Origin of the sequence: Prosthecobacter fluviatilis (assembly GCF_042655725.1) — a bacterium.
Classification (GTDB): domain Bacteria; phylum Verrucomicrobiota; class Verrucomicrobiia; order Verrucomicrobiales; family Verrucomicrobiaceae; genus Prosthecobacter; species Prosthecobacter fluviatilis.
In genome coordinates, this window is the sequence record NZ_JBHSMQ010000005.1 from 125,759 (window position 1) to 143,502 (window position 17,744).

14 protein-coding genes are annotated in these 17,744 nt (G+C 59.9%); 6 read left to right on the forward strand and 8 right to left on the reverse strand.

Translation table 11 applies throughout. From position 1 onward, the window contains the following. Positions 1-62: 62 nt before the first annotated feature. The gene (locus tag ACFQDI_RS14635) at positions 63-1,325 is read right to left on the reverse strand and encodes a Glu/Leu/Phe/Val family dehydrogenase (RefSeq protein WP_377168616.1); all 1,263 of its coding nucleotides are present in this window, start codon (positions 1,323-1,325) and stop codon (positions 63-65) included. Positions 1,326-1,441: 116 nt separating this feature from the next. On the opposite strand from ACFQDI_RS14635, the gene ACFQDI_RS14640 reads away from it, so the two are divergent. Beyond that, complete coding sequence (locus ACFQDI_RS14640; RefSeq protein ID WP_377168011.1) at positions 1,442-2,920, forward strand: carboxypeptidase M32; 1,479 nt, start codon at positions 1,442-1,444, stop codon at positions 2,918-2,920. A gap of 5 nt (positions 2,921-2,925) precedes the next feature. Here ACFQDI_RS14640 and lexA read toward each other — a convergent pair whose 3' ends face one another. Then, positions 2,926-3,561: a transcriptional repressor LexA gene (lexA, locus tag ACFQDI_RS14645; RefSeq protein ID WP_377168013.1), complete on the reverse strand. Its 636-nt coding sequence runs from the start codon at positions 3,559-3,561 to the stop codon at positions 2,926-2,928. A gap of 196 nt (positions 3,562-3,757) precedes the next feature. Here lexA and ACFQDI_RS14650 point away from each other — a divergent pair, with 196 nt between their 5' ends. Beyond that, positions 3,758-4,321 carry a tetratricopeptide repeat protein gene (locus ACFQDI_RS14650; RefSeq protein WP_377168015.1) on the forward strand — a complete coding sequence of 188 codons (564 nt, stop codon included), beginning with the start codon at positions 3,758-3,760 and terminating at the stop codon, positions 4,319-4,321. A gap of 3 nt (positions 4,322-4,324) precedes the next feature. Beyond that, the gene (locus ACFQDI_RS14655; protein WP_377168017.1) at positions 4,325-5,503 is read left to right on the forward strand and encodes an aminotransferase class I/II-fold pyridoxal phosphate-dependent enzyme; all 1,179 of its coding nucleotides are present in this window, start codon (positions 4,325-4,327) and stop codon (positions 5,501-5,503) included. On the opposite strand, the gene ACFQDI_RS14660 is transcribed toward ACFQDI_RS14655, so the two are convergent. After that, positions 5,494-6,105 carry a hypothetical protein gene (locus ACFQDI_RS14660; protein WP_377168019.1) on the reverse strand — a complete coding sequence of 204 codons (612 nt, stop codon included), beginning with the start codon at positions 6,103-6,105 and terminating at the stop codon, positions 5,494-5,496. The genes ACFQDI_RS14655 and ACFQDI_RS14660 overlap by 10 nt on opposite strands. Before the next feature lie 280 nt (positions 6,106-6,385). Between ACFQDI_RS14660 and ACFQDI_RS14665 the strand changes: the two genes are divergently transcribed. The 3 genes from ACFQDI_RS14665 to ilvD all read left to right on the forward strand — a co-directional run bounded on the left by ACFQDI_RS14665 (position 6,386) and on the right by ilvD (position 10,920). After that, positions 6,386-7,393: a hypothetical protein gene (locus ACFQDI_RS14665; protein ID WP_377168021.1), complete on the forward strand. Its 1,008-nt coding sequence runs from the start codon at positions 6,386-6,388 to the stop codon at positions 7,391-7,393. A 783-nt stretch (positions 7,394-8,176) separates the two neighbouring features. Next, a complete protein-coding gene (locus ACFQDI_RS14670) occupies positions 8,177-9,124 on the forward strand; it encodes a hypothetical protein (RefSeq protein ID WP_377168023.1) in 948 nt (315 codons plus the stop codon). Positions 9,125-9,243: 119 nt separating this feature from the next. Next, positions 9,244-10,920 carry a dihydroxy-acid dehydratase gene (gene ilvD / locus ACFQDI_RS14675; protein ID WP_377168025.1) on the forward strand — a complete coding sequence of 559 codons (1,677 nt, stop codon included), beginning with the start codon at positions 9,244-9,246 and terminating at the stop codon, positions 10,918-10,920. A 105-nt stretch (positions 10,921-11,025) separates the two neighbouring features. On the opposite strand, the gene pdxA is transcribed toward ilvD, so the two are convergent. From pdxA to ACFQDI_RS14700, 5 genes are read right to left on the reverse strand one after another with little or no spacing between them, the layout of a single operon-like run. Next, complete coding sequence (pdxA, locus tag ACFQDI_RS14680; RefSeq protein WP_377168027.1) at positions 11,026-12,021, reverse strand: 4-hydroxythreonine-4-phosphate dehydrogenase PdxA; 996 nt, start codon at positions 12,019-12,021, stop codon at positions 11,026-11,028. A gap of 16 nt (positions 12,022-12,037) precedes the next feature. Then, a complete protein-coding gene (locus ACFQDI_RS14685) occupies positions 12,038-12,880 on the reverse strand; it encodes an alpha/beta fold hydrolase (RefSeq protein ID WP_377168029.1) in 843 nt (280 codons plus the stop codon). After that, positions 12,880-13,320: a hypothetical protein gene (locus tag ACFQDI_RS14690; RefSeq protein WP_377168031.1), complete on the reverse strand. Its 441-nt coding sequence runs from the start codon at positions 13,318-13,320 to the stop codon at positions 12,880-12,882. The genes ACFQDI_RS14685 and ACFQDI_RS14690 overlap by 1 nt, the downstream gene beginning before the upstream one ends. Next, positions 13,320-14,732 carry a DUF1501 domain-containing protein gene (locus tag ACFQDI_RS14695; RefSeq protein ID WP_377168033.1) on the reverse strand — a complete coding sequence of 471 codons (1,413 nt, stop codon included), beginning with the start codon at positions 14,730-14,732 and terminating at the stop codon, positions 13,320-13,322. Before ACFQDI_RS14695 ends, ACFQDI_RS14690 begins: the two co-directional genes overlap by 1 nt. Beyond that, positions 14,729-17,692, reverse strand: a complete 2,964-nt coding sequence (locus ACFQDI_RS14700) for a PSD1 and planctomycete cytochrome C domain-containing protein (protein ID WP_377168035.1) — start codon at positions 17,690-17,692, stop codon at positions 14,729-14,731. The genes ACFQDI_RS14695 and ACFQDI_RS14700 overlap by 4 nt, the downstream gene beginning before the upstream one ends. Positions 17,693-17,744 lie beyond the last annotated feature (52 nt).

The window sequence follows — 17,744 nt, forward strand, 5'->3', positions numbered from 1 at the left end:
AGACGGTGGCCAGCCCGTTCAGAATTTCCGAACGATAGATTGGCATCCAAGCCATCATCCCATCACGGAAACAGCCCACGCATCTGCTTCGCCTCGTGCACCCGCTGGATGCCCAGGCTCAGCGCTGCAAAGCGCATGCTCACGTTCCGCTTGCGGCTGAAATTGAGGGTCTGCATAAAGGCCTGCTCCATGATGCGGTAGAGCTTGCTCATCACCTCGCCCTCGTCCCAGAAGAAGCTCTGCAGATCCTGCACCCATTCAAAGTAGGAAACGATCACTCCGCCCGCGTTGCACAGAATGTCCGGGATCACAAAGATCTCCGGCCTTTTCGCGATGATCGCATCCGCCTCCGGCGTCGTCGGGCCGTTCGCACCCTCGGCCAGAATGCGACACTGGATTTTCGCCGCGTTGTCTCCGGTGATCTGCCGCTCCATCGCCGCAGGCACCAGGATGTCGCATGGAGTTGTCAGCAGTTGCTCGTTGGTAATCGCTTCCGCTCCATCAAATCCGACGATGCTCTTCGTCTTGGCCACATGCTCGTCCAGCTTCGCCAGGTCGATGCCCTTCGGATTGTACAATCCGCCAAACGCATCGCTCACCGCGATCACCTTCAGCCCCATGCGGTTCAATGACGCCGCCGCCACTCCGCCCACATTCCCGTAGCCTTGCACCACCGCAGTCGCTCCCTGCGCATTGATGCCCAGCGTGTCCATCGCTCGCGAGATCAGATACGCCACACCACGCCCGGTCGATTCCTTGCGCCCCAGAGATCCTCCCAGCCCCACCGGCTTGCCCGTCACCACCGCTGGCACGCAGTGGCCGGTCTGCAGCGAGTACGTGTCCATCATCCACGCCATCGTCTGTTCATTGGTGCCCATGTCCGGCGCAGGAATGTCGATCTGCGGCCCGATGAACGGAATCAGCTCCTGCGTGTAGCGCCGCGTCACGCGCTCCAGCTCACCGATGGAAAGCGCACGCGGATCGCACGTCACGCCCCCCTTGGCACCACCATAGGGCAGGCCCGTGAGCGCGCACTTCCAGCTCATCCACATCGCCAGCGCACCCACTTCCCCCAGCGTCACGTCCGGGTGGAAGCGCACCCCGCCCTTCGTCGGCCCCAGCGTCAGGTGGTGCTGCACACGGTAGCCCATGAAGACCGTCGTGCTGCCATCATCACGCCTCACCGGCATCGCCACGCTCACGGCGCGCTTCGGCATCTTCAGCCGGTCACGGGCGCTTTCAGGAATGTCCAAAAAATCGGCCACCAAATCAAACTGCTGGCAGGCCATGCGGAAAATCGGCGAATCATAAACTTGGGGAATCATGCTGCTCATGGTGACAAAACATACGCGTATCACAGAATCTTCGAGCGCAGATTCTGACCATTCTATGCGATGTGGTTTCGCTTGCCAGCTACACACGCCACTGCCAGAACATCCACATGTCCACCGCCTATCAATCCCTCTGCGAAGTCATTTCTGAAATCGCCCTCCTCACCTCCACCGAGGCCGTGCTCGGCTGGGACCAGGAAACCTACATGCCCGCACACGCGCTGGATCACCGCGCGCGTCAGCTCTCCTACCTCACCGGCAAGGCCCATTCTCTGCTGACCTCCAAAAAGACGCTCAAGCTGCTGGAGCAGGCCGAGAAAGAGCCTGCCGAAAATCCCACTCACGCCGCCAACATCCGCGGCCTGCGCCGGGACATCGACCGCGCCACCAAGCTCCCGCAAAAACTCGTCGAGGAGGAGAGCCAGGTCTGCGCCCACGCCAAGGCCGCCTGGGTAGAGGCACGCGGAAAATCCGAATTCTCCCTGTTCGCTCCTCATCTGGAAAAGGTGCTCGGCATCGCCCGCAAAAAGGCGGACCTCTTCGGCTACGAAGACGAGCCCTATGACGCCCTGCTCGACCTCTACGAGCGTGGTGCCAAAACCCGCGAAGTCGCAGCACTCTTCACCAAGCTGCGCCCACAGCTCGCCGAAATCGCCCGTGCTGCCGTGGCCAGATCCAGCAAGGTGAAACCCGGCACCCTCAAAGGCCGCTACCCCATTGAGAAGCAGCAGATCCTAAACCGCGAAATCGCCCAAAGCCTCGGCTTCGATTTCGAGGCCGGCCGTATCGACACCACCGCCCATCCCTTCTGCACCACACTCGGCCCTGGAGATGTGCGCCTCACCACTCGCTACGACGAAAAAGACTTCCTCTCCTCCCTCTTCGGTGTCATGCACGAAGCCGGACACGGCCTCTACGAGCAGGGCCTTCCCGGGCTCGACTACGGCCTCCCCAGCGGCAGTGCAGCTTCTCTAGGCATCCACGAATCCCAGAGCCGCCTCTGGGAAAACCACGTGGGCCGCAGCGTCACCTTCTGGAAAAAGTGGTTCCCTCGCGCACAAGAGCTCTTTCCCCACCTGCGCAAAGTGAAGCTGGAGGCCTTCATGAAGGAGATGCTCCGCAGCGAGTTCAGCTTCATCCGTGTCGAGGCGGACGAGGCCACCTACGATCTCCACATCCTCCTTCGCTTCGGCATCGAGCGCCGTCTTGTGAAGGGCGAGCTCTCCGTGCAGGACGTGCCAAAAGTCTGGAACGAGGAATACCGCGAACTCTTCGGCATGACACCCCCGGATGACCGCCGCGGCTGCCTGCAGGACATTCACTGGAGCATGGGCGGCCTCGGCTACTTCGCCACCTACACCCTGGGCAATCTCAATGCCGCCCAGCTTTTCGCCACAGCCAAGAAGCAGAAGAAAATCTCCTCCGCCCTGGAGAAGTGCGACTACGCACCACTGCTTCAGTGGCTCCGCACAAATGTGCATAGCAAGGGTGCCGCCTTCCTCCCTCAGGAAATCATCACCCAAGCCACTGGCACTTCGACAGATGCCAAATGGCACATCAAGCACCTGCGCGAGCGCTACGTCGGCTGATCCACTCAGCCCTGCCGCACATGCCGGATCAGCCCGATCATCACGCCCTGGATGAGCAGTTCTCGCGCGGGAATCAGGTCCGGAAACTCGGGATTCTCAGCCTGCAGATAAGGCTGGGAATCTTTGATGAGATACCGCTTCAAGGTGCTCTCTCCATCGATCAACGCGGCCACGATGTCACGCGGCCTCGGCTCGCGGATTTCAAGAATGACGATGTCTCCATCGCCAATCAGCGCACCGATCATCGACTCACCACGAACCTTCAGCGCAAAGCTCTTCGCCGTGCGCGGAATGCCCAGCGTGTTCACATCCACCGAGATGCAGCGGTCCGCATGCTGCACCATGTCCGCCGCAGCCATGCCGGCGGGAATCTGGCCAAATACCGGAATGTCCACGATCTCCGCGCGATCCAGGTCTTCAGGAAAGACGACGGCACGGGCTTTATGCGCATGCCGCTGGATGACCCCCTTCTTCTCAAGCGCCCGCAGGTGGCTCATCGCTGCCGTCTGGCTGGAAAAGCCAAAGTGGCGCTGAATGTCACGGGTGGAAGGCATGACGCCGTTGGTGCGCTGGTAGCTGCGCAGGTATTCCAGAAGTTCCTGCTGGCGGGATGTGAGGCGGGAGTCAGTGTCGGTGAGCATGGTCAGCGGGGCTGTTCGAGCGAACATTCCCTCTCGCGCTCCATACGCAAGATGTTTTCCTGCGGCAATTTCAGCGCATAGTCAGCACATGCTGTGTTCAAATCTTCTGAAAATCCCCTCATTCCTACTGCTGGCGACCATCTGCCACGCACAGGAGGCTGCACAGATAAACCCGGCCAAAATGGACAAAACCGGCATGCTGCCTCCATTTACCAAAGTACTGGGGGAACGGGCGGCAGCGGCCTTTGGCAAGCAGGACTGGCCAGCAGCCCGAAAGGCCTACCTGGAAATGCTTGAGCTGGACGATGGCAATGCCCTCATTTGGGCCAATCTGGGTGCCGTGGAGCAGCAGGCCGGAGACACCAAACAGGCCATCTCATGCTTTGAAAAATCCGTGCAGATCAATCCTCAGCTTGCACAAACCTGGACGGCCTTGGGGCTGCTGCTGCAAAAGCAGGGAGACACCTACCGGGCCATTTCCTGCTTCACACGTGCCATCCATGAAGAGCCCGAAGATGCACGCGCTCATAACTACCTGGCCATCGCCGCCAAAGGGCTTGGCTGGACGGACGCAGCAGAAGCGGAGTTGCAGCGCGCGATCGAGCTGAAGCCTGATTACGGCATCGCGCACTTCAACATGGCCCTCATGCTTCTGGAACGCCGCCCGCCCGCAATTGAGCTGGCACGCAGGCACTACGAGAAGGCTCTGGCCCTGGGGGTAGCCAAGGACGATGTGGTAGAACGCCGACTGAAAGACTGACGCATGCAGCAACGCTCAGACAAATGGAACATCACCGGACAGCTTGATGAACTGCGTGCGCAGGGGCTCTGGCGTGAACTGCGCCCTCTGGATGAGGCAAGCGGAGTGACGGTGCGCACCGCAGGCCAGGAGTGGATCAATTTTTCTTCGAACGATTATCTGGGACTGGCAGGCTCCGCCGAGATGCAAAACGCGCTTGCTGAAGGCGTCGCCAGGTATGGAGGCGGCTCCGGAGCGTCTCGTCTCGTCTGCGGCAGCCATCGCGCACACGCCGCACTCGAGGAGGCTCTGGCAGACTTCAAGGGAACAGAGGCAGCGCTCACCTTCAGCAGCGGGTTTGCCGTAGCCCTGGGCACCATCCCCGCACTGATGGGAGCGGAGGACACGATCATTCTGGACAAACTCTCCCATGCCAGCCTCGTTGATGCAGCACGTTTGAGCGGAGCAACGATCCGCGTCTTCCCGCACAACCATCTCGAAAAGCTCGAACGCCTGCTGCAAACCGCCAAAGGACGAGTGCTCGTCGTAACAGAATCCATCTTCAGCATGGACGGCGATGCCGCCCCGCTTGAGGACATCGTCGCACTCAAAAACAAGTTTGGCGCCTGGCTGCTGGTGGACGAAGCCCATGCCGTGGGTGTTTTGGGTCCCCAGGGACGTGGACTCGCAGCAGCCCTCGGCGTGGATCAGCAAGTGGATTTGCATCTAGGAACACTCAGCAAGGCTTTCGGCCTGAGCGGCGGCTACCTAGCGGCCTCGCGGCAGGTCATTGATCTGCTGATCAACCGCGCGCGCAGCTTTATCTACTCCACCGCGCCCCCCTTCCACCTGGCCCATGCACTCAACGTCATTTTGAACCTGATTCGCAGTGAGCAGGGCGAGGCCCTGAGAGCTCAGGTGCTTGGCATCGCCAAACAGGCTCATGACCTTCTTGCCTCCATGGGCGTCGCGTCACCACCAGGCGCGGCAGCCATCCTGCCGCTGATCATCGGAGAAGCCTCACGGGCGGTGGCGGTGAGCAGCCGGCTACGGGACTCGGGATTCCTCATTCCCTGCATCCGTTATCCCACCGTCGCCCGTGGCAGCGCCAGACTGCGAATCACCCTCAGTGCCCGTCATACTGCCCCCCAGATCCAAGCCCTGGGCCAAGCCTTGAGAGAGGCACTTGATTTTCAGGACTGAGGCATCTGCCCTAGAATTTCCAACGCCCGCTTTCTAGCGTCCCTGATTTCCTGTGCGTTCAGAGAGATGCCATTTTTGCCTGAAGCCATGAGATTGGTGACTTCCTGGCGGTGCTGGAGATGCAGAACGTGGCCGAGTTCGTGAGCCGCTACGCGCGCCACAGGGTTCTTTGCGCCACCGGAGACCTTATGAAACTCAGGATTTTCGCAGACCACAACCGGTTCACCGTAGAAGAAGCCATTGGGCCCCATGTCTTTGACGAAGCACATATCTATGGCGGAAGGGCTGAACCGATTTGTCGGAATTGCCGATTTGACCCAGTTACGATCTTTTACGAACCATCTTTTGGGAGCTAGATCGAGAGCCTGAAGGCTGTCAATGGCCTCCAGGTCGAATCGAATGCCAGCCTGCCCCCAAATCGCATTGACCTCTTCAAATAAATTAACCACTTCTTTTTCCGTAAGCGTGGTTTGCAATCTGGGATTCGTAACTGACTGCATCAAGTGAACTCGCACCCTCAGGCTGATGAGAGGAAAAGATGCACGTGAAGACACCGGCTGCAGCCACAAGAGCAGCAAAAGTAAAATTGACAAACGGGTCATAAAATAAATATCCTCCCCCTGCTAGATCACTCAGGCATAGAGACTTTGGTGGCATTCCGGCAACAACGCCTATGCCACCGCTAGGTTAATAAAACGTGATATTACTGTTAGTGCAAAAAAATGCTCGGGAAATAAAGAAAAGGCTTTCCAGTAGTTACGGTCGCTGCTAGTTTAAGAACTGAACGGCTCACGTACTTTGAGTCAAAACTTTTTGTTTTGATTCAGAACATGCGAGTGTCCGACCTCAACCCAACCAACCTAATACCAACCCAATCAGACTATGAAATTGAACGCATTGCTGAAAACGCTGGGGTTCTTGGCACTGGCCGCCACTCCCGTTGTGGCCGGACCATCCGCTCCCGCCCCGAAAAACCCCATCGCTCCCGCTCCTGCGGACGATGATCTGGGCATCACCGCCTCCATCGGCTACGACTCCAACTACGTGTGGCGTGGCATCAACTACGGTCAGCATTGGGTCCGTGCAGGCCTCAATGGCGCTCTCCTCCTTGTGGGCGGCGCAGCTGAAGACGGCGCTGGCAGCACCTCCCTCCTCTGGGACGTGAACTACGGCTCCCTCGCAGGTGACCAGGACCATTTCTCCCCCAACGGCCTTCAGTTCGCTGGCATCAGCAACACCTCTTCCTTCCAGCGCCTTCAGCTGGGTGCAGCCATCTCGCATGACTTCGGTCCTGCCAGCGTGAGCTTCGGCTACAGCTTCATCCACAACATGGGCTCCCTTGCCAACGGCAGCGGTCTCAACCAGCTCCCATTCTTCGCCAACAGCGGCGGCTATGGAATGAACGACATCCAGCAGCTCACTCTGGGCGTCAACACCAACCTGGGCCCCATCAACCTGGCTTCCAGCGCGAACTATGACCTGTTCAACGGTGGCTGGTACTTCGACCTGACCGCCAAGTCCACCATCACCGTGACCGACGCCATCAGCGTCGTCCCTCACGCTGGTCTGGGCTATGGCCTGAACTACAACGCCGGCTGGACCCAGGCTTCCCGCAACCTCTACGGTGGCGGCGGCATCTTCGGCCAGAGCGCTGCTCAGGGCGGCATCAGCGGCTGGACCGCACTTAACGTTGGCATCGATCTCCCGATCAAGCTCAACAGCCGTGCGACCCTTACCCCCTACGTGGCATTCAACCTGCCAATGGGCCCGATGAAGAACATGGCCCGTTCCTCCACGAACGGCTACTTCCCTGGCTTCCCTATCGGCGGCCCAGCCACCGCTTTCCACAGCGTGTGCTACTACGGCGTGACCCTCAGCGTCCGCTTCTAATTCAGGCCGCTCTCTCCTGAGCGACTTTAACCTTCCAAGGTTTTCAAACCTCCCGGCTTGCGCCGGGAGGTTTTTTTATGCACTGAGGCAACTGCCAAGGGTTTTTAGGTTGAGCCATCCCTGCAGATTTTTTGCTCCTTCCTTCGCACACGCACTCAGCTGACCCGCAGGCTATGACTGCCGCATGGCGGAAAGGGCGAGCATCGCAAAATATTTCCTTCAAATGAAGATGCGGATCAATAATATGCCCCTCCCCCTAGGCAACAGCGACTTCTGAATTTGTTGAATCGCACATCAGCAGGTTTGGAAAGCCAGTCCTTTGCGAATTGAAGAAGGCAAATGGATGCGCCGCCAGGACCGATTTACTTTGAGAACAGCCCCCCCCCTAAATCAGAGCAACCAACTCTCGGTAGATTTGGGCTTGGAATTTTGGATCCGCTCATCCCCACGCATTCTGCAAAGCACATGTGAGTTGAGAGCACAAAGCCTCAACCACTGCTGCCAAGTGGAGAGACACTCTCGCTGTGAGCATGCAAGATTAAGGCAATTTTTGTCTGGCTGGAGACACACAAGATTCATCCAACAGGCTTTCGGCCGATGATGCGTGCCGAGTCCGCAGAAGAGGCCAACTGCCCCTCAAGCCTCTTAAATTTATAAAATTACGACGATTTTTGGCAAGGGCGGCAACATGGCACGCCGCCTGCTTCACTAGGTTATTAGCTGCACTAGTCCTCCAGGCTAATCAGCGCCTCAACACCAACAATAACTAAACTCGACCAACACATGAAGCCCAAAAGCATGACATCATTCATTGCCAAGTCGGTGACCGTTCTTGCTGCCTGTGCAGCGCTGAACGCCTCCGCTGGCACTGCCCCCGCTAAAAATCCCGTCCCTGTGGAAGAAAAAACAGGCGCCCTCTTCGAATCGATCGGAGCCACTTTTGATGCCGGTTACGACAGCCGCTACTACTTCCGCGGTCTTTGGTTCGCCGACAACATCATGTGGACCGCGCTCAACATCAGCGTGCCGATCACTGAGAAGCTGACCTGGGGCATCGGTGGTGCCTACATCAACACCGCAGGCACTCCCTTCCCGAACAACGGAAGCACGGCCCCTGCCGGCACTTACTCCAAGCAGGGATTCCAATATTCCGAAGTCGATGCCATCACCAATCTGACCTACGACGCGGGTTGGGCCAAATTTGGAATGCAGTATCAATATTACTTCTATCCAGATAACTACGGTGGCGCTTTCAACGGCACCCCCAACGCACTTAACGACCCTGAGTTCGCACTCAAAGGCGCTGGTGAACTGGGCTGGACCGTTGCAGTGCCGATCAAGGGCTTCAACATCTATGCTGGCTATTACTATGACTTCCGCATCAGTGGTCAGTACATCTCCCTTGGTGCTGATTACACCTTCGCAGTCACCGATTGGCTGAGCATCGTGCCTTCCGTTAACACCGGCTTCGGCATCGACTACTACACCGGCAACGGCTCTGGTTCGATCCCTGGCGGCGGCGTCGTCGGCAACAAGGGTCAGAGCCTGCAGCAGACTGCAACATCTGGCTTCACCCACGTTCTCTACACGCTCGCCGTCCCAGTCAAGCTGACCAAGTCGGTGACCTGGACCAGCTATGTGGCCATGAACCACGGCGAAAAGCTTCGCACTCAGCTCAACACCACCCAGAACGAAATCTACTGGGGAACCAAGCTCAGCTTCGCGTTCTAATTCACGGGGCCTTGCGCCCTTCCAATCTGATTAGCTAGGCATGCTCCCGGTCAGTTCGTTCGCTGACCGGGAGCTTTTGTTTTGGCGCGGAGCTTCTTTCCGTCTAGCATTCACGCCGCATGACTGAACACTCTCTCAACTGGAACTCGCGCAATCTCACCCACGGCTGGCAGCGCGGCGTTAACGCCTTTTTCTGGGGCCTCGGTTTTAAGGAGGAGGATTTCAACAAGGCGCAGATCGGCATCGGCACACCTCTGCTCGACGGCAACATCTGCAACGTCCACGCCCACGAGCTTGCCCGGCTCATCGCCCAGGGTTGCAAGGACGCCGGACTCATCGGCTTCCCCTTTGGTGTCTCGCCTGTGAGTGACAACATCACTCAGGGCAACGTGGGCGGCGCCGCATCCCTCTGCTCGCGCAATCTCATGACCAACGGTGCCGAAATGATCTGCACCTCCCATTGCTACGATGCGCTCATCGGCCTGCATCACTGCGACAAAAACGGGCCCGCTTTTGCCATGGCTCTGGCGCGCACCAACTACCCCGGCCTCATCGTCAATGGCGGCAGCATCATGCCCGGCTGCCACAAGGGGAAGCCCACCACCATTTACGATGTCTATGACTCCGCCGCCCGGGCCAATCAGGGCACCATGTCTTTTGAGGAGTCCGAGCAGATCATCCGCACCGCCTGTCCCGGCCCCGGTGGCTGCGGCATCGCCGCCTCCTTCAATACCATGGGCATCGCGCTCGAGGCCATGGGCCTGAGCCTGCCGGACACCTCATCCATGCCTGCCATCGAGGCTGGCAAACGCAGCGAATGCCTGCGCGTCGGCCAGGCCGTGCGGAATCTCTTGGAAAAAAACATCCGCCCGCGCGACATCATCACCAAGCAGTCGCTCACGAATGCCATGACGGTCATCGCCGCCATCGGTGGCTCCACCAATGGCGTCCTCCACATGCTCGCCATCGCCCGTGAGGCAGGTGTCGATTTCACTCTCCGCGATGTCCAGGCCGTGTGCCGTCGCACCCCCGTGCTCTGCAATTTCGCCCCTCGTGGCAAGGGCACCATGGTCGATCTTCATCGCCTGGGCGGCACCACCATGCTGCTGCGTCACATCCAGAAGACCGGGCTGCTGGATGGCTCCTGCATCACCGTCACAGGCCAGACCCTGGCGGAAAATCTGGCCGATGCCGCGGAAGTGCCGTTCCCCAACGACCTCATCGCCCCCGTCGAGGCCCCCTTCAAAGAGTACGCCGACATCCAGATCTGCTTCGGCAATCTCTCCCCCCACGGCATGGTCTTCAAAGTCTCCTCGCTGGACGAGCCCCAGTTCAAAGGCCGCGCCATCTGCTTCAACGACTCCAAGGGCGTCTCCGATGCGGCAGCCGCGGGCCTCATTCGTCCCGGCCACATCGTGGTCATCCGCGGCGTCGGCCCTGTCGCACTTGGCATGCCCGAAATGCACGTGGCCAGCGCGGCTCTCGCCGTGCCGGAGCTCTACGGCAAAGTGGCTCTCATCTCAGACACCCGCGTATCCGGCGTTTCTGGCGGCGCTGTGGGCGTCCATTGCAGCCCGGAAGCTGCCGTCGGTGGTCCCATCGCCGCCGTGCAGGACGGCGACGAAATCGAATTCGATCTCCTCGCAGGCACCATCCACGTGAACGCTGATCTCGACTCCCGTCCGCGTGCGCCCGTGTCTGTCAGCCATCCCTTTGGCTACCTTGCAGACTTCGCAGCCACCGTCACCCAGGCCCACGAGGGTTGCGTCCCCCGCTGGGTCGCTGATAAAAAGTAGCCTTGTTCCTGCGGAGGAAGGCCCCTCCGCAATCCCAAACGCCCACTCGCCCCGTGCACCGCTCCATGGCAGTGCACTTTTAAAAATTCCTCGCTCGGGAGCTCCCTACCTGGCCATCTTGGCCGCCAGCAGCACCGCCTCCACCAGGCTGCTGCCATTGGCCTTGCCCTGCCAGGCAATGTCACACGCCGTGCCGTGGTCCACACTCGTGCGCGGCACCGGCAGCCCCAGCGTCGTGTTCACGGCCGTGTCAAACGCCAGCGCCTTCAGCGGGATGAGGGCTTGGTCATGGTACATGCAGATGTAGGCGTCCACCGCTCGACGCTTCGAGGCGATGAAGGCCGTGTCCGGCGGCAGCGGCCCTTCGATGGTGTGCCCTTTCGCCCGGGCAGCTTCAATCGCAGGCCCGATGATCTTTTCCTCCTCGCCACGGCCAAACAGCCCGTGCTCACCCGCATGCGGATTCAGCCCGCAGACCGCGATGCGCGGCTTTTTCCCCCGCACCCGCTGCACCGAGTCAGCGGTGAGTTCGATCACATCCAGAATGCGCTGCGTCGTCAGCGCCGGCACCACATCCTGATAGCCAATGTGCACCGTCACCAAGCTGCAGATCATCTCCTCGGAGAAAAACGTCATGCAGGAGCGCTCCGCCTCCATTTTCTCGGCAAACATCTCCGTGTGCCCCGGATATTTGATCCCCGCCGCATGCAGCGCTTCCTTGTTCAGCGGTGCCGTGGCCACCGCAGCCACCTGCCCGGCCAGCGCTGCTTCGATGCTCTTTTCCACGTAGCGATACCCCGCCGCGCCCGTCTTGGCGCTCACGACTCCCGGCGCAAAATCCCCTGCGTCAAAACCAAACACATCCAGCACCGCCGGCTCTTCCAGGCTGCCGCATTTCTCCGCCCACTCGATCTCGCTGAGGATGCGCTGTGGCGCAGGCAGCCCCGTCTGGCGTGCGCAGCGTGAAAGCAGCCGCGCATCACCAAACACCACCGGCGTGGCGTGCTCGCGCACGGCCTCGTTGGCGAGCAGCTGCAGACAGATTTCGGGCCCGACCCCGGCAGGGTCGCCCATGGTGATGGCGATGAGTGGTTTCGGCATGAACCTTCACTCTGGCTCAACGCAGCACCTTGTCGAGAAACTTGGCAACGATGGCCGTGCGTTCCTCATCATAAAATTCCACCCCGCCATGCAGGCTGCCAGGCATCATGATCAGTGTCACCGGCAGCCCCAGCGCCTCATAGGCCTTCGCCAGTTCTTGAGACTGCTGCGGCGGCATCTGTGGGTCCGCATCGCCGTGGATCAGCAGCAGCGGCGGATCCTTTTTGTCCAGATGCGTCACCGGACTCGCCAGCCGTGCCAGCTCAGCCTTCTTGTCAGGCGTGTCCCCCAGCAGAAGCTTCAGCGCTGGAATGCGAAATTCGAGCCCCTTGGGCGTGCTTTGAGAGAGAATCGTCTGCAAATCCGACGCCCCGTAATAGCTCACGATCCCCTGCACATCACTGCTCTGCTCCAGATCCTCCCCCACACTACCCTCCAGTTCCTTCACACCATTCGTCACACCCACCAGCGCCGCCAGATGCCCGCCTGCTGACGACCCGATGATCACAATCTTGTCTGCGTTGATGTGATACAAACCCGCATTGCCCCGCAGAAACCGAATCGCCGCCTTGATGTCATGCACCTGCGCCGGAAACAGCGCCTGCGTAGACAAACGGTAGTTCACACTCGCGATCGCGTAGCCCTTGTCATACAAGTCCACAATCGGCACATCCTCCTTGGAACCCGCCCGCCATCCGCCGCCGTGCACATACACGATCAACGGTGGTTTCCCCCCCTGCGGCCGGTGCAGATCCAGCTTCAGCGAAAGCTCTCCTACCATCGCATACTCAATGTCTGCCTGAGTGTCGGCAAAGGCCGCTGAGGCCACGAAAAGCAGAAAGAAAAAGAGCTTCTTCATCACTCGAACTTCATCTGCTCCGCCGGCACTTCCAGCATGATTTTCACCCCATACTCCAGCCCCTCCGTCCATGGCAGCAGCAGCTCCATCACATCCGGCTTCTGAAAATGCACCGGTTTCGTGTCAGGATGCGGGAAATAGATCCACCCAATCACCGGCTCTGCCCCATCTCGGTGCACCGTCACGTCAAAAAACGAAAAATCCTCCGCTGCATCTTCCGGATGCCACTTCAGCGCACGAAACGTATGCCTCGGCTTCATCACCCGGTAACTCCGTGGCGCGATGCTCACATTCAGCGTGCCCGGATAAAACGCGCTCAGGTCCAACCCCAACGCCGCAAAATACGGCTGCTGCATCCGCAGCGTCCCGCCCGGAAAACGGGGATTCCCATTCAGGCCGGAGGCCACGCGATGCCCTTGCACGATGGTGGCAGGAATCATCACGCGAGTATCTGCTTGATCACATGACACGGCTCCACGCCCGTCAGCTTAAAGTCCAGCCCCGCCTTGCTGAAGGTCAGCCGTTCATGGTCGATGCCCAGACAGTGCAAAATCGTCGCCTGCAGGTCCGCCACATGCGTCTCGTCTTCGACAATGTTGAAGCCCATCTCGTCCGTGGCCCCAATCGTCACGCCGCCCTTGATGCCGCCACCGGCCATCCACATCGTAAACGCCTGCGGATGATGATCGCGCCCCAGGCTGCGGCCAAGCGACACACTGGCCTCCACCATCGGTGTGCGTCCAAACTCACCACCCCACACCACCAGCGTGCTGTCCAGCAGGCCGCGCTGCTTCAGGTCCTTGATCAACGCCGCGCTCGCCTGATCCGTGATGCCACAGTTCCTTTTCACATTCCCCGCCACATCGCTGTGCGCATCCCACCCTTCATTGTAGATGTTGATGAAGCGCACCCCGCGCTCCACCATCCGCCGCGCCAGCAGACACGCCCGCGCAAAGGACGGCACCTTCGGATCGCAGCCGTACATCTTCAGCGTCGCCTCATCCTCCTTGGAAAGATCCATCAGTTCCGGCGCAGAGCTTTGCAGCCGGTACGCCATCTCATAGTTCGCGATCCGCGTGGCCGTCTCACCATCGCCATCCAGTTTCAGACGTCGCTGGTTCATCGCATTGATCAGCTCGATCGTGTCCCGCTGCGTCCCCGCTTCAATGCCCTGCGGCGTGCTCACATTCAGAATCGGATCGCCCGTGTTCCGGAATCGTGTGCCTGAGTACACACTCGGCAGAAACCCGCTGCTCCAGCAGGCCGCACCACCACTGATGCCGCTGCCCGTGCTCATCACCACAAAGCTCGGCAGATCCCGCGTCTCGGCCCCGAGGCCATAGGTGATCCACGATCCCATGCTCGGCCGCCCCGGCTGTGAGAAACCGGTGTTCATGTAAATCTGCGCCGGGGCGTGATTAAACTGCGTTGTGCGGCAGGACTTCACAATCGCGATGTCGTCCACCACCGTCGCCAGATGCGGCAGCATCTCCGACAGCTCCGCCCCGCACTGCCCGTGCCTGGCAAACTGGTAGCGCGGCCCCAGCACCGCCGCATCAGGCCGGATGAAGGCGTAGCGCTGCCCGCCGATGATCGAAGGTGGCAGCGGCTTGCCCTCGTACTTCGTCAGCATCGGCTTGTTGTCGAAGAGTTCCAGCTGCGATGGCGCACCCGCCATGAACATGTGGATCACCGCCTTGGCCTTCGGTTGGAAATGGGTTGGCGCAGCCACATTCGGACTCTGCGTCGCTCCGTAGGCCGAATCAGCCAGCAGCGAGGCCAGCGCGATCTTCCCAGTGCCAATGGCGCAGTCCTGGAAGAAGTGACGACGGGTGATGTTCGAGGTGTTCATGGATGCGTGATGGCTTCGTCTAGGTTCAGGGCGGCGCGGCTCACATCGGCCCACAAAGATTCTTCAGCGACCTTTCGTTCGCGCTGCTTGCTCAGGAAGGATTTGAACATCGCCAGTTCCTCAGGCACCGCAGGCCGCGTCACCGCACGGCGGATGATATTCTGCAGCCGCTCGTCGTCCGTCCGCGACTCCGCGATCACCTGCTTCGCCATCGCCTGCGCCGCCTCCATAAACATCTGGTCATTCAGCAGCGTCAGCGCCTGCAGCGGGCTGTTGGAGACCTCACGCTTGGCCAGGCAGGATTCACCCGTGGGCGCATCAAAGGTGGTGGCCATCGCAAACGGCGCAGTGCGCTTGGTAAAGGTGTAAAGACTGCGGCGGAAGTGGTCCTCACCCTCGCTCACCTTCCACTCCACTTTGCCGTAGGTACCCTCAGAGGTCACGCTCGCAGGTTGCGGAGGGTACACCCCCGGCCCGCCCATCTTCAGTGAGAGCACGCCCGCAGCCTTCAGCGCGGAGTCACGAATGATCTCCGCCTCCAGCCGGAAACGCGGCCCGCGCGCCAGCAGCACATTCTCCGCATCCTTCTGCGCCAGCTCCGGTGTGATTCGGCTGCCCTGCTTGTACGTCGCACTCGTCACGATCAGCCGGTGCAGCTTCTTCATCGACCACCCCTGCTTTACCAGCTCCACCGCCAGCCAGTCCAGCAGCTCCGGATGCGAAGGCGGGTCACTCTGGTAGCCAAAATCCTCCAGCGACTTCACGATCCCCCGTCCAAAGAACGCCTGCCACTGCCGGTTCACCGTCACACGCGCCGTCAGTGGATTCTCAGGCGCAAAAAGCCACTTCGCAAAAGTCAGCCGGTTCGCAGCTTCGCCCTTCGGCAGCGGCGGCAGGAAAGCAGGCACCGCCGGAGTCACCTCCTCCTTCGGCTGCAGGTATTCTCCGCGATGGTAGCGATGCGTGCTGCGCGGATTGCTTGCAGGCCGCTCCTGCATCACCAGCGTGGCCTGACCACGCGCCGGATTTTTGCGTGCAGCCAGCAGCGGTGCTGCCGCCTGCTTCATCTCTTCCGCATTCTCCAGAAAGGTGCGCAGCAACAGCTCATGCTTGCCCTTCTCTCCAGAAGCCAGCGCCTCCTCCACCTCTGCCGGATACCCCATGGCCTCAGCATGATCACTCGTGGTCACTGAAATACGGAAGTGCCCCAGCGGACAGGCAAAGTGTTTCTCAAACAGCAGCTTCAAATCCAGCCCGTTCGTCAGATCCACCGGCTGCTCAAAATGAAACACCGCCGCATGCTGCACACCATAGCCGCCCAGCACCTGCCAGCCGCTCGACATCTCACCATCCAGCGTCGCCTGCGCATTGTTCTTTTTCTTGGCTTTGGCTGCAGCCTTTGCCTTGCCCTTCGCCGGTGTGGCAGGCGAGTCATTGATCTTGTCATCTTCATCCTCATTCGTGTCCTCGGCACGCGCCACCTGCACACGCTTCCCGCCTTGCGAAGCCTGAAACTCGCTCATGAAAAAGCCTCCGATCGGCCCTTCGTAATTCGTCAGCCCAGGTCCGTTGTTCGGCAGGCTCGGATGCGACGTCACCTCAATGCGCAGCGCCCGCACTCCCTTGATCGGTGCCTTGAAGCTCAGGTCATAAACATCGCTTTTCGAGATGTCGCCGCTGCCCAGGATAAATCCATCCGCCTGCTGCTCCAGATGCGGCATGGTCGTTTCCATCTTCGTCGGTTTGATCACCTCCCACTTCGAGGCCCGGCGAGACTCCCCTTCCACCCATCCCGCAAACCGGCTCTCCATCGCAGTCTTCCCCCCAGGATACTTGCCCGGCAGCTCAGCCTCCAGCTTCGCCACCTTGGCATCCTGCGCCTTTTGCTGCGCCGCCACTTCAGGCGTGGGGATGAAGTAGGTCGGCTCGTCCGCGTTGTTCAGCAGCGCCATCGTCCGGTAGTAGTCCGTGTGCAGAATGGGGTCATACTTGTGCGTGTGGCACTGGCAGCAGTTCATCGTCAGCCCCATCCATGCCGTGCCCGTGACACCCACTCGGTCCACCATCGCATAAAAACGATACTCATTCGGATCAATGCCCCCCTCCTCATTCAGCATCGTGTTGCGGTGGAAGCCGGTGGCGATCAGGTCATCCGGCGTCGCCTTCGGCAGCATGTCACCCGCCAGCTGCTTGATGCTAAACTGGTCAAACGGCATGTCCTCATTCAGCGCACGCACCACCCAGTCGCGATACGGCCAGATCGGCCTTGGCCGGTCTTTCTCAAACCCGTTCGTGTCCGCATAGCGTGCCAGATCCAGCCAGCGCCTTGCCCAGCGCTCGCCATACTGCTTGGACGCCAGCAGCGCATCCACCAGCTTGTCATACGCATCGGCAGACTGGTCATTCACAAATGCATCCGCCTCTGCTGGCGTCGGCGGCAGTCCGGTCAGATCCAGAAACACACGCCTAACCAGCGTGTATTTGTCCGCCTCGGCGGAGGGCTTCAGCCCTTCCTGTTTCAGCCTCGATTGGATAAATGAATCAATCGGATGCATCCCCGGCATCGGTAACGCAGCCTGCTTCGGCGGCATATACGCCCAGTGCGCCTCATAGTTCGCTCCTTCGGCGATCCACGCTTTCAGAATGTTCTTTGCACTCTCCGGCAGCACCGTCTTGGTGTGCGGCGGCGGCATCAGTTCATCCTCATCCGTGGAAAAGACGCGCTTGATCACCTCGCTCGCATCCGGCTTCCCCGGCACGATCGCCAGTTCACCGGATTTCCCTTGGCCGATCGCAGCCTCACGCAGATCCAGACGCAGCTTTCCCTTCCGCCCCTGGTCATCCATGCCGTGGCACTTGAAACAATGCTGAGCCAGCACCGGCCGCACGTCTCGATTGAAATCGACGGCGAATCCGGCTGCAGGCAGGGCAAGGCAGAAAAGAAGGGCAGGGCGTGTCATTGCAATGGATGGAGAAACGCCGTGAACAGGCATTTTCTGACCACAAGACATG